Below are 24,954 nucleotides of genomic sequence, written 5' to 3'. Positions count from 1 at the left end.
AGCGCTCCCCTCCAAAAAAGAAGGCTCCTTCCGGAGCCTTCGGTATGCCGAATGTGGGTTTACCCCATCGCTTTCTGCAAATTCTCGTCGATCTTGTCGAGGAAGCCGGTGGTCGAGAGCCAGGGCTGGTCGGGACCGATCAGCAGCGACAGGTCCTTTGTCATGAAACCGCTCTCGACGGTCTGGATACAGACCTTTTCCAGCGTCTCGGCGAAGCGCTTGAGCTCGGCATTGTCGTCGAGCTTGGCGCGGTGGGCGAGGCCGCGCGTCCAGGCGAAGATCGAGGCGATCGAATTGGTCGAGGTTTCCTCGCCCTTCTGATGCTGCCGGTAGTGGCGCGTCACGGTGCCGTGCGCGGCTTCCGCCTCCACCGTCTTGCCGTCCGGCGTCATCAGCACCGAGGTCATCAGGCCGAGCGAGCCGAAGCCTTGCGCCACGGTGTCGGACTGCACGTCGCCGTCATAGTTCTTGCAGGCCCAGACATAGCCGCCCGACCATTTCAGGCTGGAAGCGACCATGTCGTCGATCAGGCGGTGCTCGTACCAGAGTTTCCTTGCCTTGAACTCGGCCTCGAACTCCTTCTCGTAGACCTCCTGGAAGATGTCCTTGAAGCGGCCGTCATAGGCTTTGAGGATGGTGTTCTTGGTCGACAGATAGACCGGGAAATTGCGCAGCAAGCCGTAGTTCAGCGAGGCGCGGGCGAACTCGCGGATCGACTCGTCGAGATTGTACATGGCCATGGCGACGCCGCCGCCCGGCGCGTCATAGACGTCATGCTCGATCACCTGGCCGTCCTCGCCGACGAACTTGATCGTCAGCTTGCCTTTGCCGGGGAAGCGGAAGTCGGTGGCGCGGTACTGGTCGCCGAAGGCATGACGGCCCACGACGATCGGCTTGGTCCAGCCCGGCACCAGGCGCGGCACGTTCTTCATGATGATCGGCTCGCGGAAGATGGTGCCGCCGAGAATGTTGCGGATGGTGCCGTTGGGCGACTTCCACATCTTCTTCAGCTTGAATTCCTCGACGCGCGCCTCGTCGGGGGTGATCGTCGCGCATTTCACGCCGACGCCCCATTTCTTAATGGCATTGGCCGAATCGATCGTCACCTGATCGTTTGTGGCGTCGCGGTGCTCGATGCCGAGATCGTAATATTCCAGCTTCAGGTCGAGATAGGGGTGGATCAGCTTGTCCTTGATGAACTGCCAGATGATGCGGGTCATCTCGTCGCCGTCGAGCTCGACGACCGGGTTCGCCACCTTGATCTTCGCCATGAAAAGAATGCCTCGTTGCTGGGGGATCTGAACGGCCTTGCCCACATGGCTTCGGCCGGGGATGCGGAGCGTATATCAAAGGCTTTTTCAGCGCGCAAACCGCGATCCGCGCCGGGGCAGACGGGTGCCGCTGTTGTGAATGCTTCATTTTCCGATCCGGATGTGGCAGGGGACGCCGAAACGCCGCAAACCCCGGTTACCCATAGCCATGCCAGCCACAGAAGACACAACCAAGACCGCTTCCGCCGGACCGGCGATCATCCTGGTCGAGCCGCAGCTCGGCGAGAATATCGGCATGGTCGCGCGGGCGATGGCGAATTTCGGCTTGTCCGAGCTCAGGCTGGTCAACCCGCGCGACGGCTGGCCGAGCGAGAAGGCGCGCGCGGCGGCCAGCCGCGCCGACCACGTCATCGACGCCACCAGGGTCTTCGACGATCTGCCCTCGGCGGTCGCCGACCTGAACTTCGTCTTCGCCACGACAGCGCGCGAGCGCGACGGCTTCAAGCCGGTGCGCGGTCCGGTGGAAGCGGGCAGGGCGCTCAGGGCGCGCAGCGAGGCCGGGCTGCGCACCGGTATCCTGTTCGGCCGCGAGCGCTTCGGCCTTTACAATGACGAGGTCGGGCTTGCCGACGAGATCGTCACCTTTCCGGTCGATCCCGGCTTTTCCTCACTCAACATCGCCCAGGCGGTGCTTTTGATGTCCTATGAATGGATGAAATCCGGCCTCGCCGACGAAACCCAGACCAACTTCTCCGGGCCGGAGCTGGCGCCGGCGCCCAAGGAGCAGCTGCACAGCCTGTTCGCCTACCTCGAGAACGCGCTGGAAGCGCGCGGCTATTTTCGCCCCGAAGAAAAGAAGCCGAAGATGGTCGACAATCTGCGCGCAGTGCTGACGCGCCCGGGCTTCGCCGAGCCCGAGCTCAAGGTGCTGCGCGGGATCATTTCCTCGCTCGACAGGTTTTCGCCGGCCATGCCGCGTGGCGACGGCTCGCCCGGGGACGATCCGAGACGATTGCCGGCCGGCGCGCGCAGTCGCGCCAAAGACGAAGAAAGTTAAGATCGGTAAGCTGTGAGCATTTGAAGTAACCGAATTTTATTCGGTCGTGCCTCATCCTTGCTGCAATAGTGGGGGTGGCACATGTTTACGTCCAATATTGGTCGGCTGCGCTTTTTCCTTTACTCTCTCGGTCTCGCCGTAGCCGAAACCGTGGTGATCGTCATCTGCATTGTCAGCACGATCGGCTTCGAAGGGCTGCTCAATTCAGGGCCGGGTCCGTCGCGCCAGGGCATGGCAGGCGCGGTCCTCATCGCCTCTCTCATCTTCGTCGCGCTTCGCGGCAACATCGCCTCGCGCCGCACCCGCGACGCCAACGGACGCCGCTGGATCCTGTGGGCCTACATCGCCCTTTCGGCCGTCTATGCCCTTCTGCAGGCAGGCGTGCTGCTTGTCGTCAAATTCGGCGACCCCGAGAGCATTCCGGGCGGGCTGAACCTGCTTGGGCTTTCGGTATTCGGCCTCTGGTGCACGATTTGGTGGGCGAAGCCCGTCGCGGGCAGCAACATCGATGAATTGACCGATGTCTTCGACTTCGATGGCCCGCTGCCGGCAACGACGCGCGCTGCCCGCACCGCTGTGCCGGCCGCTCCACGCGCCGCGGTTGGCGCTTCAGCCGCACTCATCCCACCCGCGCCGCAGCCTTTCGGCAGACCGCGCCCGGCCGGTTTCGGCAAGCGCGGGATATGAGTGATTTTAGAAGATAGGGCATGATGTCGTCCGAAAAGCCGCTTGACACTTTTCGGCATCATGTTCTAGCGACTGCGCAAAAGCTGCTCGCATTCGCCTCTTCAAGACCACGATCATTCGCGATAGAAGCGCGTCGGTCCAATTCCGGGCCTGTCGTTTCTCATAACCGGATGACAATGAGCGATCGATCAAGCCAGCGCCCGATCCTGATGTTCGATTCCGGCGTCGGCGGGCTGACCGTGCTGCGCGAGGCGCGCGTGCTGATGCCCGACCGCCGCTTCGTCTATGTCGCCGACGACGCGGCGTTTCCCTATGGCGCCTGGGAAGAGCCGGCGCTCCAGGAACACATCCTTGCGCTGTTCGGCAAATTGCTCGACCGGCTCCAGCCGGCGATTTCGGTCATTGCCTGCAATACGGCCTCAACGCTGGTGATCGATGCGCTGCGCGACAAATTCCCCGGCCATCCCTTTGTCGGCACCGTTCCAGCGATCAAGCCGGCGGCCGAACGCACCCGCTCCGGCCTGGTATCGGTGCTGGCGACGCCGGGCACGGTGAAGCGCCAGTACACGCGCGACCTGATCAGCAAATGGGCGCAGAAATGCCATGTGCGCCTGGTCGGCAGCGATCGGCTGGCGGGGCTCGCCGAGATCTATATGCGCCAGGGTTTCATCGACGAGGAAGCCGTGCGCGCCGAAATTGCGCCCTGCTTCATCGAGCGCGACGGTAACCGCACCGACATCGTCGTGCTTGCCTGCACGCATTACCCGTTTCTCGCCAACCGCATGCGCAAGACCGCGCCCTGGCCGGTCGACTGGATAGATCCGGCCGAGGCGATCGCGCGGCGCGCCATGTCGCTGCTTGAACCCGTTGGGGAGACATCCGCTGAAAGCGAGCCGGATCTTGCCGTTTTCACCTCGGGCAAGGTGGATTTCGCCACGAGGCGGCTGATCCAGGGTTTTGGACTCACCGCACCTTAGTGCTCAAAGCGGCTGAGCGGTCTCGAAAACGATGCTGCGTTGATCCGGATCGGCCGAGACAAGCTTCAGACTGAGATTGTCGCCCTGTCTGAGCCCTGAAGCCTTCACGCTGGCAACCACCGGCATGTCGGCAAGCTGCACGCGCACGCCACGCTCGACGAAGTCGGTGACGACGGCCTCGAACGTCTCGCCCTCATGTCCCTTGAGCATCACCGCCTCGGCAAGGTCGATTGCCGCGTGGCTGATCTGCGAGGCGCGGGCATCCGCACGCCCCATCACCTTCGGCAATCTGGCGAAGGCATCGGTGACGGCCTGCGGCACGGGCTGGCCGTTGACGATCGCCAGTGCGCAGCGCAGGACGTAACGGTCGGCCAGCCGCCTGAGCGGCGCGGTGGCGTGGGCATAGGTCGCGGCCATAGCCTCATGCCAGGGGACGATGCCCTCCTGATAGGGTTGGTAGGACGCGCCGTTGCCTGCGCGGCGGATTTCCAGCATCAGCGCCGCCTGTTTCGGGTCGGCCGGATCGAGCGTGCGTTGATAGTCGCGCAAGCTGGTGGAGGCCGGCCAGGACAGGCCGAGCGCCTGTGCCGCGTTGCGCAGCCGTTGCACCTTGGAGGCGTCCGGCCCCGACATCACCCGGAACAAGCCGGTCTTGTGGGCCAGCATGGCATCGGCAATCGCCATATTGGCGGCCAGCGAAAGTGCTGCATTGTCCTGCTCGGATTGCAGCAGCGGCCTGAACGAAAGCCGGAACGTGGCGTCGGCGAGCCTTTCCACCTCCTGCTCGGGCGGATCGACGCGCGAAGCGCCGCGGCGTTGTTCGTTTGCCGCCATACGCCGCGGCAGTTCCGCGAAGCCGGCCGGAACGTCGTCGGCCCGCACGCTGTCATAGGCGAGCTTGGCGCGGCTTTGGATGATGGCGCGCTCCGCGCTGTCCAGCTTCACCGCACCGTCTCCGGCAACCCGGATCGTGAAGACGACCGCAGGACGCGGTCCATCGGGCAACAGGCTCGCCGCCGCCTCGGCGAGCACCGGCGGGTAGAGCCCGGCCTTGCCGTCCGGCAAGTAAAGCGTCTCGCCTCGGTTCCAGGCTTCGGTATCAATCGTATCGCCGTCCTCGACGAACCAGGCCACGTCGGCAATGGCATAGTGCAAGAGAAGATCGCCGCCGCTGGCTTCGATCGAGAAGGCCTGGTCGAGATCGGTGGAACTCGCCGGATCGAGCGTGACGAAGGGCATTGCCGTCCGGTCGGCATGCTGGTCGGGCACACGCTTTGCCGCCGCCTCAGCCGCGGCCATAACCGCAGGCGGAAATCCATCCGGCACGTGGAATTCTGCGCGGATTTTCGCAAGGCCGGTGGAAAGCGCCTGTGAGGGATCGTTCAGGGATTTCATGCAACCGTCCTACACTGGCATTCCGGGCGCGGGAAGGCTTGCCAGGATATCGCCAAGGTCGGCAGCCTAATCGCCAACTCAAGCAGGCCCACGGGCCGGGCCGTAGCCGCTGGAACTGCCGCTTCAGCCCGGCGTTTCTTCTCACAGCAAAGGGAGAAACCGCCATGCCCGCCAAATCGCAAGCCCAGCAAAAGGCCGCCGGCGCAGCGCTTTCCGCCAAGCGCGGGGAGACGAAGAAGAGCGAGCTCAAGGGCGCTTCGCGCGAAATGTATGAATCGATGAGCGAAAAGCAGCTCGAGGAGTTCGCCGAGACCAAGCGCAAAAGTCTGCCCAGCAAGAAGTCGTAGATCGAATGAAAGGCCTGCGGCGTCGGCCGCAGGCCTCCGTCAACCCCTTTTGGCGCAAGATGAGCTAGCGGCGCCACCAGCAGCGTTTGGTCTTGTAACGGATGACGTGGCGATGGCCGTGGCGCCAGACCACTCTTTTCGTCACCACGACGCGGCATATCTGCCTGTGGCCGCTCCAATGCCTGGCCATGGCAGGTTCCGGGGTCATAACTGCCATAGATCCCGCCAATACAGCGGCCCCGGTCAGGGTAAGGAAGAACTTCTTCATCGGAATTCGGACTCCTCTGCTCCAGTCCCTTAATTAAGATGGCAGAGCAGGGCAGCTCCTTGGAAGCACAAGCCGCTCTGCTGCCGACGGCCTTCGCCACAACCGGCACCGCACGCCACGGGGAAATTATCGGGTTGCGACCCGCGCTGCCAGCCGTAAGCTTGACACCGGTTAAATCTCTGTTTAACAGGCCCACCAACACCGGGTGGCGACGCCCGGTGGTTTCTTTTGACGTGTCCCGTGGGTTTTCCGTCGCTTTGCGTGGAAAACCCTGTCAGGTCTCGAAAACGGAGGCCAGAGGAGGGCGCGTTTCCTTCGCCCGGAGCCATGGGGTTCCGGGTATATTGTTTTGAAAGGGAATGCGATGAGCAAGCGCGAATCCGCGAAATACAAGATCGACCGCCGTCTCGGCGAAAATATCTGGGGCCGTCCGAAGTCCCCGGTCAACAAGCGTGAATACGGTCCCGGCCAGCACGGCCAGCGCCGCAAGGGCAAGCTTTCCGATTTCGGCCTGCAGCTGCGCGCCAAGCAGAAGCTGAAGGGTCACTATGGCGACGTTTCGGAAAAGCAGTTCCGCAAGGTCTATGAAGAGGCCAACCGCCGCAAGGGCGATACCTCCGAGAACCTGATCGGCCTGCTCGAGTCGCGTCTCGACGCGGTGGTCTACCGCGCCAAGTTCGTGCCGACCATCTTCGCCGCCCGTCAGTTCGTCAACCACGGCCATGTCAACGTCAACGGCAAGCGCACGAACATCGGCTCGTATCGCTGCAAGCCGGGCGACGTCATCGAGGTGCGCGAGAAGTCGAAGCAGCTCGTGATTGTGCTGGAATCGGTCGCTCTCGCCGAGCGCGACGTGCCGGATTACATCGAAGCCGACCACAACAAGATGACCGCGACCTTCGCTCGCGTTCCCGGCCTTTCGGACGTTCCGTTCGCCGTGCAGATGGAACCGAACCTGGTCGTCGAATTCTACTCGCGCTGATCGACATCGATCAGCCGCAGCATCCAGGGCCGCCCTTCGAGGCGGCCTTTTCTTTGGCGGTCAGGTCCGCTAAGCCGGGCGCCAACAGAACCATGGGGCCGGCGCCATGAATATGCTGCCAGATGTCAAATCCCTCGAGGCGATCGACGATGAGACCGACGGCGGTTTCCACCCGCTGTTCCGCGACGTGCCGTCCTCGGTCGAGTTCAACAAGCTGCGCAAGCGGCTGTTGAGGCTCACCCGCCAGGCGATCGAGGATTTCGCCATGGTGAAGCCGGGCGAACGCTGGCTGGTGGCGCTGTCGGGCGGCAAGGATTCCTACGGCCTGCTGGCGCTTTTGCTCGACCTCAAATGGCGCGGGCTGCTGCCGGTCGAACTGCTTGCCTGCAATCTCGACCAGGGCCAGCCGAATTTCCCGAAGCACATCCTGCCCGACTATCTCAACGCCAACGGCATCGCCCATCGCATCGAATACCAGGACACCTATTCGGTGGTGACCGACAAGCTGCCGCAGGGCAGCACCTATTGCTCGCTCTGCTCGCGGCTGCGGCGCGGCCATCTCTATCGCATCGCGCGCGAGGAGGGGTGTTCGGCGCTGGTGCTTGGCCATCACCGCGAGGATATCCTCGAGACCTTCTTCATGAACCTGTTCCATGGCGGACGTCTCGCCGCTATGCCCCCCAAGCTCCTCAATGACGAAGGCGACGTCATGGTGCTGCGGCCGCTCGCCTATAGCGCCGAGGCCGACCTCGAAAAATTCGCCAACGCGATGAAATTCCCGATCATCCCGTGCGATCTGTGCGGCAGCCAGGAAGGGCTGCAGCGCAACGCCATGAAGGCGATGCTCGACGATATCGAGAAGCGCATGCCGGGCCGCAAGGACACGATGATCCGCGCCATGGCCAATGTAAGGCCCTCGCATCTCCTGGACAGGAAGCTGTTCGACTTCGCGGGCCTCGATGCAAACCCAGGACAAGACATTTCTGATGCGATTTGACGATAACGCGATCGACTGGCTGGCCGAGCTTCTCGCCGGTGCCGCAAACGCCGAAATCATGCCGCGCTTCCGCCGGCTGGGCGAGGGCGACGTGCGCCAGAAGACATCCGCCGCCGACCTCGTCACCGAGGCGGACGTCAACGCCGAAAGGCTGATCACCGCCCGGCTGCGTGAACGTTATCCGGACGCCATGGTGGTCGGCGAGGAAGCCTGCTCCGATAACCCGGCGCTGCTGTCTGGCCTTGGCGATGCTGCGCTTGCCTTTGTCATCGATCCGGTCGACGGCACTTTCAATTTCGCTTCCGGCGTGCCGCTGTTTGGCGTCATGGCCGGCGTCGTCGTCAATGGCGAGACCGTCGCCGGCATCATCCATGACCCGGTCGGCAAGGACTGGCTGATCGGGACCAAGGGCGCCGGCAGCCATATCCGCCATGCGCATGGCGCGCTGGAGAAGGTTCGCGTCTCGGCGCCGGTGCCGATGTCGCAGATGACCGGCGCCGTTTCCTGGCAGTTTCTTCAAGAGCCCGAACGCTCGCGGCTCGCCCGCAACCAGACCAAGACGCTGTCGCAATTCGCCTATCGCTGCGCGGCGCATGAATACCGGCTTCTGGCCAGCGGCCACGCCCATTTCGTGCTCTACAACAAGCTGATGCCCTGGGATCATCTCGCCGGGGCGCTGATCCACCAGGAAGCCGGCGGCCATGTCGCGCGCGTCGACGGCAGCGCCTATCTGCCGTCGCATGTCGATGGCGGCCTGCTGGTGGCGCCCGACAAGCAAAGCTGGGACGAGTTGCGACACGAGCTCTGGGCCGAGTAGGGGCCCGTGCCGGCTCTGGCCGGCAAAGCTGCCGGCCACACGGCGTCTAATGCAGATCGGTGACGTGCCCCGATACTGGGGGATTGTGGGGCTGGAACATCCTGCCCCGCTCGGCGATCAGGATCATCAGCAAAGCCGCGACCGAGACGCTGCAGAAGCCGGCGGCCAGAGGCGTCACCGTGCCGTTATAGGCCTGGCCGATCAGCGCGCCGATGATGGCGCCGAGGAAGGTCTGCATGAAGCCCAGGATGGACGCGGCGGTGCCGGCGAGCTCGCCGAGCGGCTCCATGGCCAAAGCGTTGAAATTCGCGCCAAGTCCGCCGAACGGCAGCATCGCGCCGGCAAAAAACGCGATGAAGAGCCAGAGCGGCATTTTCATTTCGAGCGAGACGACGAGCCAGGCAAGGCTGATGCACAGGAAGATAAGCAGCGCGCCTTGCGATAGGCGGCGCATGCCGATCTGTCCGACCAGCCGCGAATTCAGATAGTTCGAGAAAGCCAGCACGCCGGCGACGCCGGCAAAGATCAGCGGGAACAATTCGCCGACATGGAAGATGTCGATATAGATCTGCTGGGCCGAGCTGATGAAGCCGAACATGGCCGCGAAGATGAAGGTGCTGGCAAAGGCGTAGCAAAGCGTGAGGCGGTTGGTGAGCACGATGCGGAAGCCGCCGGCGACAGAGCTTACCGTCAGCGGCCGGCGATATTCCGGATGCAGCGTCTCGGGCAGGCGCAACAGCGCCCACGCCGACACGACCAGCGCACCGATGGCCATGGTGACGAAAATCCAATGCCAACTGGCAAACAGCATGACGAACTGGCCGATGCCGGGCGCGACCACCGGAATTGCCATGAACACCATGAAGATCAGCGACATCACCTCGGCCATGCGCCGCCCTTCGAACGTGTCGCGCACGATCGAGACGGCGATGACGCGGGTCGCCGCCGCGCCGAAGCCTTGTATCAGGCGGCAGGTCAGCAACAGGGCGAAACTCGGCGCGACGGCGGCGGCAGCCGCGGCGGCGACGTAGACGACCAGGCCGAAGACCAATGGCGCACGGCGCCCGAAGCGATCCGAAATGGGTCCGAAGAAAAGCTGTCCGCCGCCGAAGCCAAGCATATAGGCGGTGATCACATATTGGCGGTGATTCTCGCTCACCACGCCGAGCGAGGCGCCGATCTGCTGAAGCGCCGGCAGCATGATGTCGATGGCCAGGGAGTTGAGCGCCATGAGCGCCGCGCAGAGCGCAATGAATTCCCAGCGCGGAATGGGCAAGCTTGTTGCCGATTGCTGCGCTGCTGCCTGCTTGTCCACCGCGAAATCCGATTCTTCAAACGAACATGCGCCGGATTACCGGCGCATCCATTCGTCTCGTTCTCGAATCCGAGAACTACAATGCCGAGGTGGGGGCAGCCCCGGAAGCTAGTGTCCGCCGGCCGGTCGCCGACGCAATCCGATCAGGCGGCGCCTTTGACGCTGACGCCCTTTTCGACCAGGAAGTCCTGCAATTCACCGGCTTGGAACATCTCGCGCACGATGTCGCAACCGCCGACGAATTCGCCCTTCACATAGAGCTGCGGGATGGTCGGCCAGTTGGAATAATCCTTGATGCCCTGGCGCAATTCGGCCGAGTCGAGCACGTTGACGCCTTTGTAGTCGGCCCCGATATAGTCGAGGATCTGCACCACCTGGCCGGAGAACCCGCATTGCGGGAAGCCGGGGGTGCCCTTCATGAAGAGCACGACGTCGTTGCTCTTCACTTCATTATCGATGTAGTCGTTGATGCCGGTCATGGACAATCCTTTCATGCCTGTGGGAGTCAGGCTCGAAGCATGTCCTTCAAATAAACCCATAGGTTGGCTGAAACAAGACGTTAGCCGTGACGCTGGCCCAATGGCGCAAAAGTCGGCGCGGTTTGGGCCAAACCGAGTGACGGTGGATTCGTAGTGATGAATCTGAGCTTGGTGCCCGACGCGGAAGACGTCTCCCGGCCCAGATCTGCCCCCTCGGAGCTGTGACCCGTTGCGCATATCTTCACCAAGCGCGATGATCTCCACTGCGCCAAGCCGGCGTTCTGGGCATTTGGAGGCGAATGCGGCATGTCCGGTTTCGATATCGGCTTCGTGATCTTCCCTGGAATCACGCAACTCGACTTTACTGGCCCGTTTGAAGTCTTGAGCCGGCTTGGAACGCCTGCCTCGATCTCTGCGGCCAGCAAGTTCCCTCAATCGAGAACCCACGTTGTCGCGAAGACCATGCTACCGGTTTCGAGCGACCGCGGTCTCGGCATCATGCCCACCTGCACGTTTCAGAGCTGTCCCCAACTAGACCTGATTTGCCTGCCCGGTGGCGCAGGCGTCGTAGAAGCTCTCGCCGATTTCGAGACGATCGATTTCATTCGCCGCCAGGGCGAGCAGGCAGAATATGTAACCTCTGTTTGCATGGGCGCCTTTCTTCTTGGTGCAGCCGGGTTGTTGAAGGGACGTAGGGCTGCGACACATTGGGCCTACGTCGATCTGCTCCCCTTGGTCGGCGCCAGTCACGAAAAGGGCCGGGTAGTGCGCGACGGCAATGTCTTCACCTCGGGCGGCGTCACTTCGGGGATTGACTTCGCATTCCGCATCGTCGCCGAACTTGCTGGACCGGAGGTCGCGCAAGCCATCCAACTCGGGATCGAGTACGACCCGTCTCCTCCCTTTGATTCAGGTCACCCTGACAAGGCATCCGAGGCGGCCATCGCGCTCATGGTTCAACGCAACGAAAAGGCCTACACGGGGATTCGCGAAGGACTCAAAAAATTGGTCATCCCCGGCAAATTTCCGCGCTAAGGGACCTACAACTCCAATACGAGCCGTCAGATTTCAAGCACTAGTCCGGAACGCTGGTCTGCAGCGCCAGAGCATGCAGGACACCGCCCATCTTGCCCTTCAGCGCGTCATAGACCAGCTGGTGCTGCTGGACGCGGCTTTTGCCCCGGAAACTCTCGGCCACCACTTCGGCCGCATAATGATCGCCGTCGCCGGCCAGGTCGCGGATGGTCACTTTGGCGTCGGGAATGCCTTCCTTGATCAGTTTTTCGATGTCGTGGGCATCCATTGCCATGGCAAAATCCTGTTTCAAGCGGGCAGGCTGTGTGGTGTGACTCGGGGTAGAGCCTAGAACCTTTCCAGCCCGGATTGAAGCCGTTCCGTCGCAGAAGGAAGCCTAGGAATTATCCGGGCTCGGATGAACCACACCGTCCTCGCTGATGTCATCGCGCGTCGAATAGGCGCGGCCGAGGCTGAAGACCAGCACGTAGAGCGGGACGTTGATCAGCAGGCCGACGATGGGAAGATAGCTCGTCATCCGCCATGCAGTTGAGAAGAAGGCCTGACCGTAGCCGTCGCAGATCAAGGACGAGCCATAGTCCCAAACCGCCCCGACCGCGGCGGCAACGGCAAAGAGCTTGATGCAGGTCGCGATGTGCTTCGCCCGCGCCGGCTCCGGAGAAAACCTGTTCCACAGCACGAGGCAGGCGATTGGAACCGCGTAGATCAGGCTCTGCACGATGAGCATCGGCAGCGTGCCGTTTGCCGCCGCCAGGAACTCGGCGCGGGTTTCTAGCCGGGGGCAGACCTCGCTCGAGGTCGTCGACAGCAGGAACAGGGCGAACGGTCCGAGAAACCAGAAGAAGAACAGAGACGGCCAGAAGACGACTGCGACCAGCGCCCTGGCGGTTAAATCATGTCGCATAAAAAAGGATCTATGCGACATGATTTAGGTCTTTTGTCGTAGGCATGTCTTTTTCCCGAAACCGCTGCACACTTTCGGGAGACATGCTTCTGGTCAACTGGCCTGATCCATGAAGCGCGGGAACCAGCCCTCATGGGCGGCGGTCAATTCACTGACCGGGATCGGCCGTGCGTCACCCAGCTTCAATTCACGTCCGCCGGTGGTGCCGATCCATGGCGCGAAGATGCCGAGCTTGCTCTGCTCCTCGCGGATCCTGTCCCATTCGCCGCTTTGCGGGTCGATCGATAACGTCAATAGATAGCGGCCTTGGTCCTCGCCGAACCAGACCGGAATCGGGTCGGTGCCGGTGAGGCCGGGGATGGTGGCGCCGATGCCGGAGGCCATAGCCATTTCGGCCAGCGCTACCGCCAGGCCGCCGTCGGAGACATCGTGGGCCGATGTCACGATGCCGGAAGCGATCAGCGAGCGCACATGGTCGCCGACGCGCTTCTCATGCGCGAGGTCGACGGGCGGCGGCGGACCGTCGGAGCGGCCATGGATGTCACGCATATAGGCGGACTGGCCGAGATGGCTGCCCCATGTCGGTGGCGCGCCGACAAGCACGATCATCTGGCCCTCGGCAGCAAAGCCGATGCGCGCCATCTTCGACCAGTCGGCGATGAGGCCGACGCCGCCGATCGTCGGGGTCGGCAGGATGCCGCGGCCATTGGTTTCGTTGTAGAGCGAGACATTGCCCGACACGATCGGGAAGCCGAGCGCGCGGCAGGCATCGCCGATGCCTTTGATGGCGCCGACGAGCTGACCCATGATCTCCGGCCGCTCCGGATTGCCGAAATTGAGATTGTCGGTGGCAGCAAGCGGCAGGGCGCCCGTTGCCGTCAGGTTGCGCCAGCATTCGGCCACAGCCTGCTTGCCGCCTTCGTAAGGATCGGCCTCGCAGTAGCGCGGCGTGACGTCGGAGGAAAAGGCCAGCGCCTTGGTCGGGTGACCTTCGACGCGCACGACGCCGGCATCGCCGCCTGGAAGCTGTAGCGAATTGCCCTGGATCAGCGTGTCATACTGCTCCCACACCCAGCGGCGCGAGGAGAGATCCGGCCCCCCCAGCATCTTGAGCAGCGCGTCGGCGACGTCGGCCTTCGGTGCGTCGTTCGCGGCAAGCGGCGTTGGTTTCTTCGCCTCGATCCAGGGGCGGTCATATTCCGGCGCCTCGTCGCCCAGTTCCTTGATCGGCAGATTGGCGACCTCGTCACCCTGGTGGATGACGCGGAAGCGCAGGTCATCGGTGGTCTTGCCGACGATGGCGAAGTCGAGGCCCCATTTGCGGAAGATCGCCTCGGCTTCCTCTTCCTTCTCGGGGCGCAGCACCATCAGCATGCGCTCCTGGCTTTCCGACAGCATCATCTCATAGGCGCTCATGCGCTCCTCGCGCACCGGCACCTTGTCAAGGTCGAGCTCGATGCCGAGGTCGCCCTTGGCGCCCATCTCGACCGCCGAGCAGGTGAGGCCGGCCGCACCCATGTCCTGGATGGCGATGACGGCGCCCGACGCCATCAGCTCGAGACAGGCCTCCAGCAGGCATTTTTCGGTGAAGGGATCTCCGACCTGCACGGTCGGACGCTTCTCCTCGATCTTGTCGTCGAATTCGGCCGAGGCCATGGTGGCGCCGCCGACGCCGTCGCGCCCGGTCTTGGCGCCGAGATAGACGACCGGCAGGCCGACGCCCTTGGCCTGCGACAGGAAGATGGCGTTGGTCTTGGCAAGACCCGCCGCGAAGGCATTGACCAGAATGTTGCCGTTGTAGCGAGCATCGAAATTGACTTCGCCGCCGACGGTCGGCACGCCGAAGGAATTGCCGTAGCCGCCGACGCCCGAAACCACGCCCGCGACAAGGTGCCGGGTCTTGGGATGATCCGGCGCGCCGAAGCGAAGCGCGTTCATTGCCGCCACCGGCCTGGCGCCCATTGTGAAGACGTCGCGCAGGATGCCGCCGACGCCGGTCGCGGCACCCTGATAAGGTTCGATGTAAGAGGGGTGGTTGTGGCTCTCCATCTTGAAGACGACGCAGTCACCGTCGCCGATGTCGACCACGCCGGCATTCTCGCCTGGACCCTGGATGACCTGCGGACCGCTGGTCGGCAGCGTGCGCAGCCATTTCTTGGAGGACTTGTAGGAGCAGTGCTCGTTCCACATCGCCGAGAAGATGCCGAGCTCGGTGAAGCTTGGCTCGCGGCCGACCAGATCGAGGATGCGCTGGTATTCGTCCGGCTTCAGCCCATGCGCGGCGACGAGCTCGGGAGTGATCGGCACGGAATTGGAAATGGTCATGAGCGGCGATTTTTGTCCGTGGAAGAGGGGAGTTTCTTTGAGTCTCCTCTTATCGCAAGCTTTCGCGCGATACACCCCACCGGATGACGAAAAAAGCCGGAAAACGGCCCCTGCCGGCGGAGGCCAGGGCCTAGAGCTCGCCAGCTTGATCAGGAAAAACTGTCGTAGCCGGCGCGGCCTTCGTCAAGCAGGCGGCGGATGACGGCGACGCCGCCGGCGACATCCGTGCTTTGCCGCGGCTGCGACACGCCAAAGCGCACGCCGTGAAAGACCTGCTCGGAGCGGCCGGCCTTGAACTCGTCCTCGTCGTCGATGAGCACGCCTTGCGCCAGGCAGGCGTTCTTGAAAGTGCCGGACAGCCAAGGGTCCGGCAAGGTCAGCCAGACGAAGGGCACGTTGTCGCGCGCCTTGAAATCAAAACCCGCCAGCACTTCGCGCACGATGGCGAGGCGCGCCTGGATTTCGCCAATGCAGCGCTTGCGGATCTCGCCCGCCTGGCCCGACATCACCAGCCTCGTGCCGACCTCGGCCAGCAGAAAGGGCAGGCCGCCGGTCATCATCTTGTGGGCGACACGGATGCGGTGGCGGTAGGCCGGCGGGCAGGAAAGCCAGCCGCCGCGCACGCCTGCCGCGACCGACTTTGACAGGCCGCCGGCGACGATCGTGCGCTCGGGCGCATATTCGGCCAGCAGCGGTGTCGGGTCGTCGGTGAGCTCGCCGTAGAGATCGTCCTCGATCAGCGCGACATTGTATTCGCGCGCGATCTTGGCGATCGCCTGCCGTCGCTCCGCCGACAACGTCACCAGCGTCGGGTTCTTCGCGGTCGGCATCAGGAACATCAGCTTTGGATGTTTCTGCGCGCAGACGCGCTCGAAATCATCCGGGTCGATACCATCGTCGTCGGTCGAAACCAACGCCGTGCGGCGGCCGATCAGCCCGGCGCTGCGCGCGATCTGCGAATAGGTGAGATGCTCGAAGACCACGTAGTCGCCGGGCATGGTCAGCGCAGCGATCGCCGCCATGACCGCAGCATGGGTACCCAGCGTCGGCACGATCGAATCGAGCGAGGGGCGGAAGGCATTGCGTGCCAGCCAGCGGCTTCCGGCTTCGTACCAGCGTTCGGGAAAGTCCCGCGTGTAGCTCGAAATGTCGTGCGGATGCTCCTGCGCCGTGCGTGCCAGCATGTCGGCAATCACCGCGCCCTGGCCGACATCGGGCGCGGCGGTGCTGTCGAAGCGCAGCTTGCCGCTCGGCGCATCGATGGGGCGCGTGCCCTGGATGCCAGGTTCCAAATCCGGCTTCGGGTCTGCGGCGCGCTGGCCTAGCACATAGGTGCCGCGGCCGACCTCGCCGCTCACAAGGCCCCGCTCGCGCAGCAGCTGATAGGCCCTGCCGATGGTGCCGACGGTCGTGCCGATGTCGTAGGCGAGGTCACGCTGCGGCGGCAGTTTTGCACCGGCATCGATGACGCCCTTGTCGATATCTGACTCAATGCTGTCAGCAAGGCGCTGATAGAGCGGACCGGAGCCAGAGGAAAGATCGGGGATCCAATTTGTCATGGTGACAATTTTCTATATTGCACCGCGCGATGAGTCAATTCATATCGATCTCGCGATTGGGAAGGTACAATCGGAACAAGGCAGAATGACAATGGATACAATCGAGACAATTCGCTATGCTCGCCCGGCTTTTGGCGCGCAGGTCGATCCCTTGGCCCATCGCGGGTTCGTCGCCCGCATGGCGGTTGTGCTCCGTTCCATCGTAAGGCAGATCGACCGGATGCTGGAGCGCAGGCGCAGCCGCCTCGCGCTTATGGAGATGACGGACGAGCAGCTCAAGGATATCGGCGTCTCGCGCTGCGACGCCCATCGCGAAGGCATCAGGCCATTTTGGGAATGATGGTCTATCTTCGGGTTGCGGGCTTTCTTCGCAACCGGCCGATACCGTGATCGACAAGCACGGCGAGCACGCTCAATGCGATGAACAGGGCCGTGACGCCAAGCGCCGAAAAGGCAACGCTGGCGGCGCCGTTCTTGGCGACGTCGAGGAATGGGTAGGGTATTTCGCCGGCGAAGGGCGCGCGTATCAGCGCGTAGGCGAGATAGGCGACCGGATAGATCATCCACCAGGCGATGTCGCTCCACTGCCGCCTGCCATCGGCGCCCGCCACCAGCCACCACAGCACGAACAGCGCCGGCGTCACATAGTGCAAGAGGACGTCGCAGAGCAGGAACAAACCCCGCGGCTGCCAGAGCTTCGCCAGGACTGTGGTGTAGACGATGAAAACCAAAGTCATGGCCACGGCTACGCCAGTCCGCGTCCGCGGTCCGGCAAAGGCCGGGAACCAGGCATAGCCGGCGGGTGACAGCAGCGAGGCGTGCACCATCACAGCGGCGATGTTGGTCAGGATGGTGAAGAAGCTGAAATAGAAGACGATCGAGCCGAGCAGGCCGCGGCCTGCGGCCATCGATGCCGGGATGGTGATGGCGAATTGCAGGACAAGCGCAATCAGCCCGACAGCCAGTCCCGCCATCTGCAGGAACCGGCCCATGGCAATCTCAGGCGGCAGCCGCGCAGGACGGATTGCCGGCCTGCCAGCGGGCGATATCGGAACTGATGCGCGCGCCGAGCGGCTCGTTCATCAGCGGCCCGAAGGCGTCGACGCGGCTGGAACTGCCCTGCGCCTGCACGACCAGCAGCGGCTTGCCGCCATAATGCTTGGCGGGCACCAGCAGGAAGCGCGGCGTGCCGCTGTAGGAATTGAGCTCATTGGCCATCTGGTAGGGCTTGAAGGCCGGGTCCTTGCTGGCGATCCAGCATTTGTGCGCAGCGATGGCAACCTGTTCCATGGCGAGCAGCGAGGCGCTCTTGCCTGAGGGAATCGGCGTGGTCTTGGGGCTGGACTGGCAGGAAGCCAAGGCGAGCCCGGCGGCGGCCAGGAGAGCAAGGCGAGCGATCGTCAGTCTCATGGTCAGTCCGCCCCGCGTTCCGATAGGATGTTAAGGATCAGGCAGCGATGCCGAGCGCGCTTTCGAACAGCGCCCGTCCGTCATTGCCGCCATGCGCCGCTTCGATCAGGTTTTCCGGATGCGGCATCAGGCCGAGCACATTGCCCTTGTCGTTGACGATGCCGGCAATGTCGTTGATCGAGCCGTTGGGGTTGGTGTTTTCCGCATAGCGGAACACCACCTGGCCTTCGCCTTCGAGCCGGGCAAGCGTCTCGGCATCGGCGAAATAGTTGCCGTCATGATGCGCCACCGGCGAGCGGATGACCTGTCCAGGCTGGTAGCCGCGGGTGAACATGGTGTTGGCGTTGGCGATCTCGAGCTTCACCTGCCGGCAGACGAATTTCAGCGACGCGTTGCGCATCAGGGCGCCGGGCAGCAGTCCCGCCTCGACCAGAATCTGGAAGCCGTTGCAGACGCCGATAACGGTCACGCCCTTGGCCGCCTTTTCGGCGACCGCTCGCATCACCGGCATGCGCGCCGCGATGGCGCCGCAGCGCAGATAGTCGCCGAAGGAGAAGCCGCCCGGGATAGCGATCAGGTCGACATCGGGGATTTCTGTGTCGGTCTGCCAGACGGTCGCCGGCGCCTGGCCGGAAATCTTGGTCAGCGCCGCGATCATGTCGCGGTCGCGGTTGAGGCCAGGCAGAAGGACGACGGCTGATTTCATTGTCAGGCGATCTCCACCGCGTAGTTTTCGATAACCGTGTTCGCCAGAAGCTTGTCGCACATGGCCTTTAGGTCGGCTTCGGCCTTGGCCTTGTCGGTTCCGGCGAGTTCGATGTCGAACACCTTGCCCTGCCGCACTTGGCCGACGCCGTCGAAGCCCAGCCCGGAGAGCGCGTGCTCGATCGCCTTGCCCTGCGGGTCGAGGACGCCGTTCTTGAGGGTCACGGTGATACGGGCTTTCATCGATGCTCCTGGGCAGATCGTCGTTTGGGAAAGGCCTGCCATTGTCCGGCAGGCCCGTCAATGTTCAGTGCTTCAGGCCCTTGGGCGCCTCGGAAGAGGCGACGAGCACGGGGCCCGTGGGGCGCGGCGGCTCGTTCTCGTTGATGATGCCGAGACGGCGGGCAACTTCCTGATAGGCTTCGACAAGGCCGCCCATATCGCGGCGGAAACGGTCCTTGTCGAGCTTGTCCTGGGTGGCGACGTCCCACAGTCTGCAGGAGTCCGGCGAGATCTCGTCGGCGACGACGATGCGCATCATGTCGCCCTCGAACAGGCGGCCGCATTCGATCTTGAAGTCGACCAGCTGGATGCCGACGCCGAGGAACAGGCCGGACAGGAAGTCGTTGACGCGGATGGCCAGGGCCATGATGTCGTCGATTTCCTGGGGGCTTGCCCAGCCGAAGGCGGTGATATGCTCTTCCGACACCATCGGGTCGTCGAGCGCGTCGGCCTTGTAGTAGAATTCAATGATCGAGCGCGGCAGCACCGTGCCTTCCTCGATGCCGAGGCGCTTGGACAGCGAGCCGGCGGCGACGTTGCGCACCACGACCTCGAGCGGGATGATCTCGACTTCCTTGATCAGCTGCTCGCGCATGTTGAGCCGGCGGATGAAGTGGGTCGGGATGCCCATCCGGTTCAAGTGGTTGAAGATGTGCTCGGAAATGCGGTTGTTGAGCACGCCCTTGCCATCGACCACTTCATGCTTCTTCTTGTTGAAAGCGGTGGCATCGTCCTTGAAAAACTGGATCAGCGTCCCCGGCTCAGGGCCCTCATAGAGGATCTTGGCCTTGCCTTCGTAAATGCGGCGGCGATTTTTCATTTGATTTTTTCTCTGGATCTGCGGGCAAGCGGCGAGTGACCGGTTCCTGCCCGTCTGCCTAAATTAGTATGGCGAAGGCGGCGTTCAATGCCGGTGTTATCGCAATCGTCTTGTTTGCTCAATCCGCAAATCCCGCGAATCAACCGCTTTCGGGACTGAAATGCCGCAGCGCAGCATGCGACGAAGCATATTGACCGGCCCGCGGCCTTTTGGTTTGTGCTTGCCCACCACACATATTTACCGCCAAGCGAATCGGATTGACCGGAGGGACGTTATGAGCAGCATGAAAGACCGCGAAGAGGGTTTTGAGCGCAAATTCGCCTTCGACGAGGAGCTTCGCTTCAAGGCCGCGGCGCGCCGCAACAAGGCGCTTGGTCTGTGGGCCGCCGAGAAACTGGGCAAATCCGGCGCCGATGCCGAAGCCTATGCCAAGGAAGTGGTGGTCTCCGATATCGAGGAAGCGGGCGACCACGATGTTTTCCGCAAGATACGCACGGATTTTGACGCGGCCGGCGTCGCCCAGTCCGACCATCAGATCCGCCGCACCATGGACGAGCTGATGGCGCAGGCGATCGAGGAGATCAAGAACAGCTGAGGCTGTGCGGACATGATGTCGTCCGACAACCGCTTTGCGCGTTTCGGCATCATCCCCTATCTCTTTGTTTTTACGCAATACCGGACGGAAAGCCGTTACACACTTTTCCTGGAATTGCTCTGACTGGACCAATCGACCGCCCGGCCAAGCCGGGCGGTTTTTCTTTGCCTTCACGTCGTTTCCGGCCAAAACTGCGGATTGTTCACAAGGAAAGTTCCGATGTCGCTCAAATCCCGCCTGGCCGCCGACGAAACGCTGTTCACCGCCTGGTCGGGCGTGCCGGACGCGCTGACGGTCGAAATCATCGCCAAGCAGGGCTTTGACGCCGTCACGCTCGACATGCAGCATGGCGGACATCATGAGGACAGCGTGCTGCGCGGCCTGGTGCCGGTGCTCGCCGCCAACAAGCCGGCGCTGGTGCGCATTCCGGTCGGACGCTTCGACATGGCGAGCCGCGCGCTCGATTTCGGTGCCGAGGCGGTGATCGCGCCGATGGTGAACTCCGTTGCCGATGCAAGGCAGTTCGCCGCCGCGATGAAATATCCGCCGCTGGGCGAACGCTCCTGGGGCCCGACCTATGCTTTCCCGCGCCATGGCAAGGGCGACCATGCCGAATGGCTGCGCGACACGAACCAGCGCACCATGGCTTTCGCCATGGTCGAGACGCGGGCTGCCCTCGAGGCGCTGGACGGTATTTTGGATACGCCCGGCATCGACGGCATCTTCGTCGGTCCGTCGGATTTCTCGATCGCCTGGTCGAACGGCACCACCATCAACTCGACGCTGGAAAGCATGATGGAGACGGTCGCGTCGATCGCCGAGCGGACCCGCAAGGCCGGCAAGCATGCGGCGATCTATGTCATCGAACCGGCGATTGCCGGGCGCGTCGTGTCGATGGGTTTTCGGCTGCTCGCCATGGGCTCGGACCACACGCTGATCTCGCTCGGCGCGAAAACGCTGCTGAAAAGCATGCGGGATTCAATCGGCTCCTAAGGTGTGCTGATATTCAGGTGAGGCCGGCCTGCAAATGGCGGTTTCCTGCGCTTCCGGTGCTCACGTACTTTAAGTACGCTCCGCTCCGGTTCTCGGAATCCACCATTTTCGACTCAGCCTGACCTGAATCTCAACACACCTTGGGCCGTCTCAGGGCTGCTTCAGTTCCGTCAGGAATTTGGCGAAAGTCATCGAACCCTCGGGCCACGGGCCGAAGCCGGCGTCGTGGTTGAGATGGCCTGCCTCGCCGGCGTCGATGAAGAGCGATCCCCAGGCGGCGGCAATGTCCTCGGCGACCTCGAAGGCGCAGAACGGATCGTTGCGGCTGGCGATCACGATGGACGGAAAGGGCAGGGGATCGCGCGAATAGGGGCCGAAGGTCATCAAATGCCTTGGCCTGATTTCCGGATTGGAGACGTCGGGCGGCGCGACGAAGAACGCGCCGGCGACCGGCTTCTTGAATTGCGGGATGGCCTGCACCGCCGCCGTCACGCCCAGCGAGTGCGCAACAAGCACCACCGGCCGCTCTGCCTCGTTGACGGCGTTGGCCACGCTCGCCGTCCAGTCCTCACGCACGGGTTTGGTCCATTCCGCCTGCTCGACCCGGCGCGCCGTCGACAGTTTCGACTGCCAGCGGGTCTGCCAGTGCTCGGGGCCGGAATTGGTGTAGCCCGGCACAATCAGGATATCTGCGTCTTTGACTTTCATGGCGCCGATGTAGCGAGCGGCCTTCTTGCCTGCAACCCTGTCGGAAAATTCGGGGCGATCACAATTGTGAACAACTTGTTCGATTCTTGCTCTCTTGTGTGAACGATCGCAATCGACGATTTGGAGGGGAACAAGGAACAATGGCTGGCGGCCACGACAATCCCATGCTGGGATAAGCGCTGCCCGACGGAGAGTTTGATGAGCGAACTGCCTTTTGCCGCGACCACCCCGGTCAGCGTGTCGCGTGTCGGGCTAAAGGCGCGCGATGCCGAAAGCCTGGCGGCCTATTACCGCGCCGTCGTCGGCCTGCAGGAACTGAGCCGCGCCGACGGCACGATCACGCTCGGCGCAGCCAATCGGCCATTGCTGGTGCTCGAACAGGATTCGTCGGCCAAGCCCGACGATCCGCGCAGCGCCGGCCTTTTTCACACCGCTTTCCTTCTGCCGTCGCGCGCGGACCTTGGCCGCTGGATCAGTCACGCCGCGGCCAACCGTATCGGCATCGAGGGTGCGTCGGACCATCTGGTCAGCGAGGCGCTCTATCTCACCGATCCGGAAGGCAACGGCATAGAGATCTATGCCGATCGCCGCCCGCAGGACTGGAAATGGAACGGCGACAGAATTGCCATGGCGACCGAGCGGCTGAACTTGCAGGCGGTGGTGGGCAGCGTGCCGGCGGGCGATGCCGGCTGGCAGGGCGCGCCGGAAAACACCATTGTCGGCCATGTGCATCTGCGTGTCGGCCGGCCGGAGGACGCGGAGGCCTGGTGGCATGACCAGTTCGGCTTCGACACCGTCGCCAAATATGGCGGCCAGGCGGTGTTCCTGTCGTCCGGCCATTACCACCACCATATCGGCGCCAATGCCTGGCAGAGCGCCGGCGCCGGCCGCCGCGATCCGTCGCGCTCGGGCCTCGCCTGGGTCGAGATGCGCTCGGACAATGTGAAGGAGGAGACGAGCCGTGAGGATCCCTGGGGCACGGTGATCAGGACGGTGCCTGGGAAGGCTTGAGCGACGCCGGTGACAGCGTCTTTCTCCCCGTCACTATACGGGGAGAAATGCCCGGCAGGGCAATGAGGGGCAGCGCCGGCGTCAGGATGTTTCACGACAGACGGGTGCGATAGTCACCGAAGTCGGCGCCGCCCCTCATCCGCCCTTCGGGCACCTTCTCCCCGTGAACGGGGAGAAGGAAAGATCAGGCTGCCCCGAACACCCGCTTGAAGATCGTGTCGACATGCTTGGTATGATAACCGAGGTCGAATTTCTCGCGGATCTCGGCTTCGGGCAGCGCCGCCGTCACGTCCTTGTCGGCAAGCAGTTCCTCCAGGAAATCGGCGCCGTGTTCCCACACTTTCATGGCGTTGCGCTGCACCAGGCGGTAGGCGTCCTCGCGTGACAGGCCGGCCTGGGTCAGTGCCAGCAGCACGCGCTGCGAGTGCACCAGACCGCGGAACTTGTTGAGGTTCTTCTCCATGTTCTCGGGGTAGACGAGCAGCTTGTCGACGACGCCGGTCAGGCGCGACAGCGCGAAATCCAGCGTTACCGTCGCATCCGGCCCGATCATGCGCTCGACCGAGGAATGCGAAATGTCGCGCTCGTGCCAGAGCGCCACGTCTTCCATCGCCGGCATGGCGTAGGCGCGCACCATCCGGGCAAGGCCGGTGAGGTTTTCGGTCAGCACCGGGTTGCGCTTGTGCGGCATAGCCGACGAGCCCTTCTGGCCTGGCGAGAAATACTCTTCCGCTTCCAGCACTTCGGTGCGCTGCAGATGGCGGATCTCTATGGCGAGGCGTTCGACCGACGAGGCGATGACGCCAAGCGTGGCAAAGAACATGGCATGGCGGTCGCGCGGGATGACCTGCGTGGACACCGGCTCCGGCTTCAGGCCAAGCTTTGCCGCTACATGCTCTTCGACATAAGGCTCGATGTTGGCGAAGGTGCCGACGGCGCCGGAGATGGCGCAGGTGGCGATGTCTTCGCGCGCGTGCACCAGCCGCTCGCGGCAGCGCGAGAACTCGGCAAAGGCCTGCGCCAGTTTGACGCCGAAGGTGGTCGGCTCGGCGTGGATGCCATGGCTGCGGCCGATGGTGACGGTGTCCTTGTGCTCGAAGGCGCGGCGCTTCAGCGCCGCCAGCAAGGCGTCGATATCGGCAAGCAGGATGTCGCTGGCCCGGCTCAGCTGCACGGCAAGGCAGGTGTCGAGCACGTCCGACGAGGTCATGCCCTGGTGGATGAAGCGGGCATCGGGTCCGACGAATTCGGCGAGATGGGTCAGGAAAGCGATGACGTCATGCTTGGTCACGCGTTCGATCTCGTCGATCTTGGCGACGTCGAATTTGGCCGCGCCGCCTTTTTCCCAGATCGTCTTCGCCGCTTCCTTCGGAATGACACCCAGCTCCGCCAGCGCATCGCAGGCATGCGCCTCGATCTCGAACCAGATGCGGAAGCGGGTTTCGGGCGACCAGATGGCGACCATTTCCGGCCGGGAATAGCGAGGGATCATCCGTTTTCTAAGTCCTGCCTGGGGGAAGCGTCGGCCGCGTCCTAACAGAGCCTGGCCCAATGCTCAACGCCGCTGCCGCGCAAACCAGGTACTGACCGCGACGAGCGCTGCAAGACGGTTTGTCATCTGTCTCATCAGCGTCATGCTTATCACGCCACGATGAACGAGGCGCGCCGTGCGATGCATCCAATCCGGCGTTCATTTGTTATTGTCGGCCGTCTCGCATCCGAAAGGGCAAATCGCCATCCAGCGGAGAACCAGCATGAGCACCGACATCAGCAAGATACGCGGACACATGGAAGTGATCGGCGCCGACGGCGTCCATATCGGCACCGTCGACAAAGTCGAGGGTGATCGGATCAAGCTGACCAAGGCCGACAGCGGCATGGGCTCGCACAAGAACCATCACCACTACATTTCGCTTGCCCTGGTCGCGGAGATCGACGGCCAGAAGGTATGGCTCTCCGCGAATTCGGATGTCGCGGTCACCTTCGAGGAAGAAAAATCCGATCCGACTTGATCG

The 24,954-nt window shown here is 63.1% G+C and carries 29 protein-coding genes; 13 read left to right on the top strand and 16 right to left on the bottom strand.

What is annotated here, in order from left to right; genetic code table 11:
• Positions 1–59: 59 nt before the first annotated feature.
• Positions 60–1,271: an NADP-dependent isocitrate dehydrogenase gene (locus tag LB538_RS00290; protein ID WP_095765188.1), complete on the bottom strand. Its 1,212-nt coding sequence runs from the start codon at positions 1,269–1,271 to the stop codon at positions 60–62.
• Between the two features lie 208 nt (positions 1,272–1,479).
• Between LB538_RS00290 and LB538_RS00285 the strand changes: the two genes are divergently transcribed.
• The 3 genes from LB538_RS00285 (at position 1,480) to murI (ending at position 3,992) form a co-directional block, all read left to right on the top strand.
• Positions 1,480–2,328, top strand: a complete 849-nt coding sequence (locus LB538_RS00285; protein ID WP_224525623.1) for an RNA methyltransferase — start codon at positions 1,480–1,482, stop codon at positions 2,326–2,328.
• 81 nt (positions 2,329–2,409) lie between these two features.
• Entirely contained in the window at positions 2,410–3,015 is a 606-nt protein-coding gene (locus LB538_RS00280; protein ID WP_224525626.1) for a hypothetical protein, read from the top strand.
• A gap of 176 nt (positions 3,016–3,191) precedes the next feature.
• Positions 3,192–3,992 (top strand): glutamate racemase, encoded by an 801-nt coding sequence (gene murI, locus LB538_RS00275; protein WP_224525629.1) that lies wholly within the window; start codon positions 3,192–3,194, stop codon positions 3,990–3,992.
• 3 nt (positions 3,993–3,995) lie between these two features.
• On the opposite strand, the gene LB538_RS00270 is transcribed toward murI, so the two are convergent.
• Entirely contained in the window at positions 3,996–5,387 is a 1,392-nt protein-coding gene (locus LB538_RS00270; protein WP_224525632.1) for an RNB domain-containing ribonuclease, read from the bottom strand.
• 164 nt (positions 5,388–5,551) lie between these two features.
• Between LB538_RS00270 and LB538_RS00265 the strand changes: the two genes are divergently transcribed.
• Entirely contained in the window at positions 5,552–5,734 is a 183-nt protein-coding gene (locus LB538_RS00265) for a DUF3008 family protein (protein WP_095765193.1), read from the top strand.
• Positions 5,735–5,798: 64 nt separating this feature from the next.
• Here LB538_RS00265 and LB538_RS00260 read toward each other — a convergent pair whose 3' ends face one another.
• Positions 5,799–5,951, bottom strand: coding sequence for a hypothetical protein (locus LB538_RS00260; protein ID WP_224525634.1), 153 nt, complete (start codon positions 5,949–5,951; stop codon positions 5,799–5,801).
• Between the two features lie 415 nt (positions 5,952–6,366).
• On the opposite strand from LB538_RS00260, the gene rpsD reads away from it, so the two are divergent.
• The 3 genes from rpsD (at position 6,367) to LB538_RS00245 (ending at position 8,798) form a co-directional block, all read left to right on the top strand.
• Positions 6,367–6,984, top strand: a complete 618-nt coding sequence (rpsD, locus tag LB538_RS00255) for a 30S ribosomal protein S4 (protein WP_140840172.1) — start codon at positions 6,367–6,369, stop codon at positions 6,982–6,984.
• Positions 6,985–7,096: 112 nt separating this feature from the next.
• Complete coding sequence (gene ttcA / locus LB538_RS00250) at positions 7,097–7,981, top strand: tRNA 2-thiocytidine(32) synthetase TtcA (protein ID WP_224525720.1); 885 nt, start codon at positions 7,097–7,099, stop codon at positions 7,979–7,981.
• On the top strand, positions 7,971–8,798 hold the full coding sequence (locus tag LB538_RS00245; RefSeq protein ID WP_224525636.1) for an inositol monophosphatase family protein: 828 nt from the start codon (positions 7,971–7,973) through the stop codon (positions 8,796–8,798). The genes ttcA and LB538_RS00245 overlap by 11 nt, the downstream gene beginning before the upstream one ends.
• Positions 8,799–8,844: 46 nt before the next feature.
• Here the strand turns inward: LB538_RS00245 and LB538_RS00240 are convergent, their stop codons facing one another.
• On the bottom strand, positions 8,845–10,068 hold the full coding sequence (locus tag LB538_RS00240; protein WP_411908987.1) for a multidrug effflux MFS transporter: 1,224 nt from the start codon (positions 10,066–10,068) through the stop codon (positions 8,845–8,847).
• 188 nt (positions 10,069–10,256) lie between these two features.
• Complete coding sequence (gene grxD, locus LB538_RS00235; RefSeq protein ID WP_059185116.1) at positions 10,257–10,592, bottom strand: Grx4 family monothiol glutaredoxin; 336 nt, start codon at positions 10,590–10,592, stop codon at positions 10,257–10,259.
• Between the two features lie 306 nt (positions 10,593–10,898).
• On the opposite strand from grxD, the gene LB538_RS00230 reads away from it, so the two are divergent.
• Positions 10,899–11,627, top strand: a complete 729-nt coding sequence (locus tag LB538_RS00230) for a DJ-1/PfpI family protein (protein WP_224525640.1) — start codon at positions 10,899–10,901, stop codon at positions 11,625–11,627.
• Between the two features lie 40 nt (positions 11,628–11,667).
• Here the strand turns inward: LB538_RS00230 and LB538_RS00225 are convergent, their stop codons facing one another.
• The 4 genes from LB538_RS00225 to LB538_RS00210 form a co-directional block, all read right to left on the bottom strand.
• On the bottom strand, positions 11,668–11,901 hold the full coding sequence (locus tag LB538_RS00225) for a BolA/IbaG family iron-sulfur metabolism protein (RefSeq protein ID WP_224525643.1): 234 nt from the start codon (positions 11,899–11,901) through the stop codon (positions 11,668–11,670).
• A 102-nt stretch (positions 11,902–12,003) separates the two neighbouring features.
• On the bottom strand, positions 12,004–12,531 hold the full coding sequence (locus LB538_RS00220) for a hypothetical protein (protein WP_224525647.1): 528 nt from the start codon (positions 12,529–12,531) through the stop codon (positions 12,004–12,006).
• A gap of 93 nt (positions 12,532–12,624) precedes the next feature.
• On the bottom strand, positions 12,625–14,856 hold the full coding sequence (gene purL / locus LB538_RS00215; RefSeq protein WP_224525650.1) for a phosphoribosylformylglycinamidine synthase subunit PurL: 2,232 nt from the start codon (positions 14,854–14,856) through the stop codon (positions 12,625–12,627).
• A gap of 149 nt (positions 14,857–15,005) precedes the next feature.
• A complete protein-coding gene (locus tag LB538_RS00210; RefSeq protein ID WP_224525654.1) occupies positions 15,006–16,415 on the bottom strand; it encodes a PLP-dependent aminotransferase family protein in 1,410 nt (469 codons plus the stop codon).
• Between LB538_RS00210 and LB538_RS00205 the strand changes: the two genes are divergently transcribed.
• Positions 16,414–16,755 carry a DUF1127 domain-containing protein gene (locus LB538_RS00205; RefSeq protein ID WP_411908979.1) on the top strand — a complete coding sequence of 114 codons (342 nt, stop codon included), beginning with the start codon at positions 16,414–16,416 and terminating at the stop codon, positions 16,753–16,755. The genes LB538_RS00210 and LB538_RS00205 overlap by 2 nt on opposite strands.
• Before the next feature lie 4 nt (positions 16,756–16,759).
• Here the strand turns inward: LB538_RS00205 and LB538_RS00200 are convergent, their stop codons facing one another.
• The 5 genes from LB538_RS00200 to purC form a co-directional block, all read right to left on the bottom strand.
• Positions 16,760–17,407, bottom strand: a complete 648-nt coding sequence (locus LB538_RS00200; protein WP_224525656.1) for a Pr6Pr family membrane protein — start codon at positions 17,405–17,407, stop codon at positions 16,760–16,762.
• A 7-nt stretch (positions 17,408–17,414) separates the two neighbouring features.
• The gene (locus LB538_RS00195; protein WP_224525659.1) at positions 17,415–17,825 is read right to left on the bottom strand and encodes a hypothetical protein; all 411 of its coding nucleotides are present in this window, start codon (positions 17,823–17,825) and stop codon (positions 17,415–17,417) included.
• A gap of 37 nt (positions 17,826–17,862) precedes the next feature.
• On the bottom strand, positions 17,863–18,531 hold the full coding sequence (gene purQ, locus LB538_RS00190) for a phosphoribosylformylglycinamidine synthase subunit PurQ (RefSeq protein ID WP_224525663.1): 669 nt from the start codon (positions 18,529–18,531) through the stop codon (positions 17,863–17,865).
• Between the two features lie 2 nt (positions 18,532–18,533).
• Positions 18,534–18,773 (bottom strand): phosphoribosylformylglycinamidine synthase subunit PurS, encoded by a 240-nt coding sequence (purS, locus tag LB538_RS00185; protein ID WP_095765207.1) that lies wholly within the window; start codon positions 18,771–18,773, stop codon positions 18,534–18,536.
• Positions 18,774–18,837: 64 nt separating this feature from the next.
• On the bottom strand, positions 18,838–19,632 hold the full coding sequence (gene purC, locus LB538_RS00180; protein ID WP_040995384.1) for a phosphoribosylaminoimidazolesuccinocarboxamide synthase: 795 nt from the start codon (positions 19,630–19,632) through the stop codon (positions 18,838–18,840).
• A gap of 274 nt (positions 19,633–19,906) precedes the next feature.
• Here purC and LB538_RS00175 point away from each other — a divergent pair, with 274 nt between their 5' ends.
• Both LB538_RS00175 and LB538_RS00170 read left to right on the top strand, forming a co-directional pair.
• Positions 19,907–20,227 (top strand): DUF1476 domain-containing protein, encoded by a 321-nt coding sequence (locus LB538_RS00175; protein ID WP_095765208.1) that lies wholly within the window; start codon positions 19,907–19,909, stop codon positions 20,225–20,227.
• A gap of 219 nt (positions 20,228–20,446) precedes the next feature.
• Complete coding sequence (locus LB538_RS00170) at positions 20,447–21,220, top strand: HpcH/HpaI aldolase family protein (protein ID WP_095765209.1); 774 nt, start codon at positions 20,447–20,449, stop codon at positions 21,218–21,220.
• Positions 21,221–21,370: 150 nt separating this feature from the next.
• Here the strand turns inward: LB538_RS00170 and LB538_RS00165 are convergent, their stop codons facing one another.
• Positions 21,371–21,928, bottom strand: coding sequence for an RBBP9/YdeN family alpha/beta hydrolase (locus tag LB538_RS00165; RefSeq protein WP_224525665.1), 558 nt, complete (start codon positions 21,926–21,928; stop codon positions 21,371–21,373).
• Between the two features lie 198 nt (positions 21,929–22,126).
• Between LB538_RS00165 and LB538_RS00160 the strand changes: the two genes are divergently transcribed.
• On the top strand, positions 22,127–22,939 hold the full coding sequence (locus tag LB538_RS00160) for a VOC family protein (RefSeq protein WP_224525669.1): 813 nt from the start codon (positions 22,127–22,129) through the stop codon (positions 22,937–22,939).
• 184 nt (positions 22,940–23,123) lie between these two features.
• Here the strand turns inward: LB538_RS00160 and purB are convergent, their stop codons facing one another.
• On the bottom strand, positions 23,124–24,431 hold the full coding sequence (gene purB / locus LB538_RS00155) for an adenylosuccinate lyase (protein ID WP_224525672.1): 1,308 nt from the start codon (positions 24,429–24,431) through the stop codon (positions 23,124–23,126).
• Between the two features lie 262 nt (positions 24,432–24,693).
• Here purB and LB538_RS00150 point away from each other — a divergent pair, with 262 nt between their 5' ends.
• Positions 24,694–24,951: a DUF2171 domain-containing protein gene (locus tag LB538_RS00150; protein WP_140546895.1), complete on the top strand. Its 258-nt coding sequence runs from the start codon at positions 24,694–24,696 to the stop codon at positions 24,949–24,951.
• Positions 24,952–24,954: the final 3 nt, after the last annotated feature.

The sequence above is a fragment of the Mesorhizobium sp. Ca11 genome, assembly GCF_020165275.1.
In the GTDB taxonomy this organism is placed as follows: Bacteria; Pseudomonadota; Alphaproteobacteria; order Rhizobiales; family Rhizobiaceae; genus Mesorhizobium.
The sequence above is the reverse complement of the archived record's forward strand: the minus strand, read 5'-3'. Positions and strand labels throughout refer to the sequence as shown.

Excerpts from the sequence above, each read along its gene's own strand:
- LB538_RS00220 (WP_224525647.1), bottom strand. The coding sequence starts at position 12,531 with ATGCGACATGATTTAACCGCCAGGGCGCTGGTCGCAGTCGTCTTCTGG.
- LB538_RS00270 (WP_224525632.1), bottom strand. The coding sequence starts at position 5,387 with ATGAAATCCCTGAACGATCCCTCACAGGCGCTTTCCACCGGCCTTGCG.
- LB538_RS00260 (WP_224525634.1), bottom strand. The coding sequence starts at position 5,951 with ATGGCAGTTATGACCCCGGAACCTGCCATGGCCAGGCATTGGAGCGGC.
- LB538_RS00290 (WP_095765188.1), bottom strand. The coding sequence starts at position 1,271 with ATGGCGAAGATCAAGGTGGCGAACCCGGTCGTCGAGCTCGACGGCGAC.
- LB538_RS00200 (WP_224525656.1), bottom strand. The coding sequence starts at position 17,407 with ATGGGCCGGTTCCTGCAGATGGCGGGACTGGCTGTCGGGCTGATTGCG.
- LB538_RS00175 (WP_095765208.1), top strand. The coding sequence starts at position 19,907 with ATGAGCAGCATGAAAGACCGCGAAGAGGGTTTTGAGCGCAAATTCGCC.
- LB538_RS00265 (WP_095765193.1), top strand. The coding sequence starts at position 5,552 with ATGCCCGCCAAATCGCAAGCCCAGCAAAAGGCCGCCGGCGCAGCGCTT.
- purC (WP_040995384.1), bottom strand. The coding sequence starts at position 19,632 with ATGAAAAATCGCCGCCGCATTTACGAAGGCAAGGCCAAGATCCTCTAT.
- LB538_RS00285 (WP_224525623.1), top strand. The coding sequence starts at position 1,480 with ATGCCAGCCACAGAAGACACAACCAAGACCGCTTCCGCCGGACCGGCG.
- purS (WP_095765207.1), bottom strand. The coding sequence starts at position 18,773 with ATGAAAGCCCGTATCACCGTGACCCTCAAGAACGGCGTCCTCGACCCG.
- murI (WP_224525629.1), top strand. The coding sequence starts at position 3,192 with ATGAGCGATCGATCAAGCCAGCGCCCGATCCTGATGTTCGATTCCGGC.
- LB538_RS00205 (WP_411908979.1), top strand. The coding sequence starts at position 16,414 with ATGGTGACAATTTTCTATATTGCACCGCGCGATGAGTCAATTCATATC.
- LB538_RS00160 (WP_224525669.1), top strand. The coding sequence starts at position 22,127 with ATGAGCGAACTGCCTTTTGCCGCGACCACCCCGGTCAGCGTGTCGCGT.
- LB538_RS00280 (WP_224525626.1), top strand. The coding sequence starts at position 2,410 with ATGTTTACGTCCAATATTGGTCGGCTGCGCTTTTTCCTTTACTCTCTC.
- ttcA (WP_224525720.1), top strand. The coding sequence starts at position 7,097 with ATGCTGCCAGATGTCAAATCCCTCGAGGCGATCGACGATGAGACCGAC.
- purB (WP_224525672.1), bottom strand. The coding sequence starts at position 24,431 with ATGATCCCTCGCTATTCCCGGCCGGAAATGGTCGCCATCTGGTCGCCC.
- LB538_RS00170 (WP_095765209.1), top strand. The coding sequence starts at position 20,447 with ATGTCGCTCAAATCCCGCCTGGCCGCCGACGAAACGCTGTTCACCGCC.
- purL (WP_224525650.1), bottom strand. The coding sequence starts at position 14,856 with ATGACCATTTCCAATTCCGTGCCGATCACTCCCGAGCTCGTCGCCGCG.
- LB538_RS00165 (WP_224525665.1), bottom strand. The coding sequence starts at position 21,928 with ATGAAAGTCAAAGACGCAGATATCCTGATTGTGCCGGGCTACACCAAT.
- LB538_RS00210 (WP_224525654.1), bottom strand. The coding sequence starts at position 16,415 with ATGACAAATTGGATCCCCGATCTTTCCTCTGGCTCCGGTCCGCTCTAT.
- LB538_RS00195 (WP_224525659.1), bottom strand. The coding sequence starts at position 17,825 with ATGAGACTGACGATCGCTCGCCTTGCTCTCCTGGCCGCCGCCGGGCTC.
- LB538_RS00230 (WP_224525640.1), top strand. The coding sequence starts at position 10,899 with ATGTCCGGTTTCGATATCGGCTTCGTGATCTTCCCTGGAATCACGCAA.
- purQ (WP_224525663.1), bottom strand. The coding sequence starts at position 18,531 with ATGAAATCAGCCGTCGTCCTTCTGCCTGGCCTCAACCGCGACCGCGAC.
- LB538_RS00245 (WP_224525636.1), top strand. The coding sequence starts at position 7,971 with ATGCGATTTGACGATAACGCGATCGACTGGCTGGCCGAGCTTCTCGCC.
- LB538_RS00225 (WP_224525643.1), bottom strand. The coding sequence starts at position 11,901 with ATGGCAATGGATGCCCACGACATCGAAAAACTGATCAAGGAAGGCATT.
- grxD (WP_059185116.1), bottom strand. The coding sequence starts at position 10,592 with ATGACCGGCATCAACGACTACATCGATAATGAAGTGAAGAGCAACGAC.
- LB538_RS00150 (WP_140546895.1), top strand. The coding sequence starts at position 24,694 with ATGAGCACCGACATCAGCAAGATACGCGGACACATGGAAGTGATCGGC.
- rpsD (WP_140840172.1), top strand. The coding sequence starts at position 6,367 with ATGAGCAAGCGCGAATCCGCGAAATACAAGATCGACCGCCGTCTCGGC.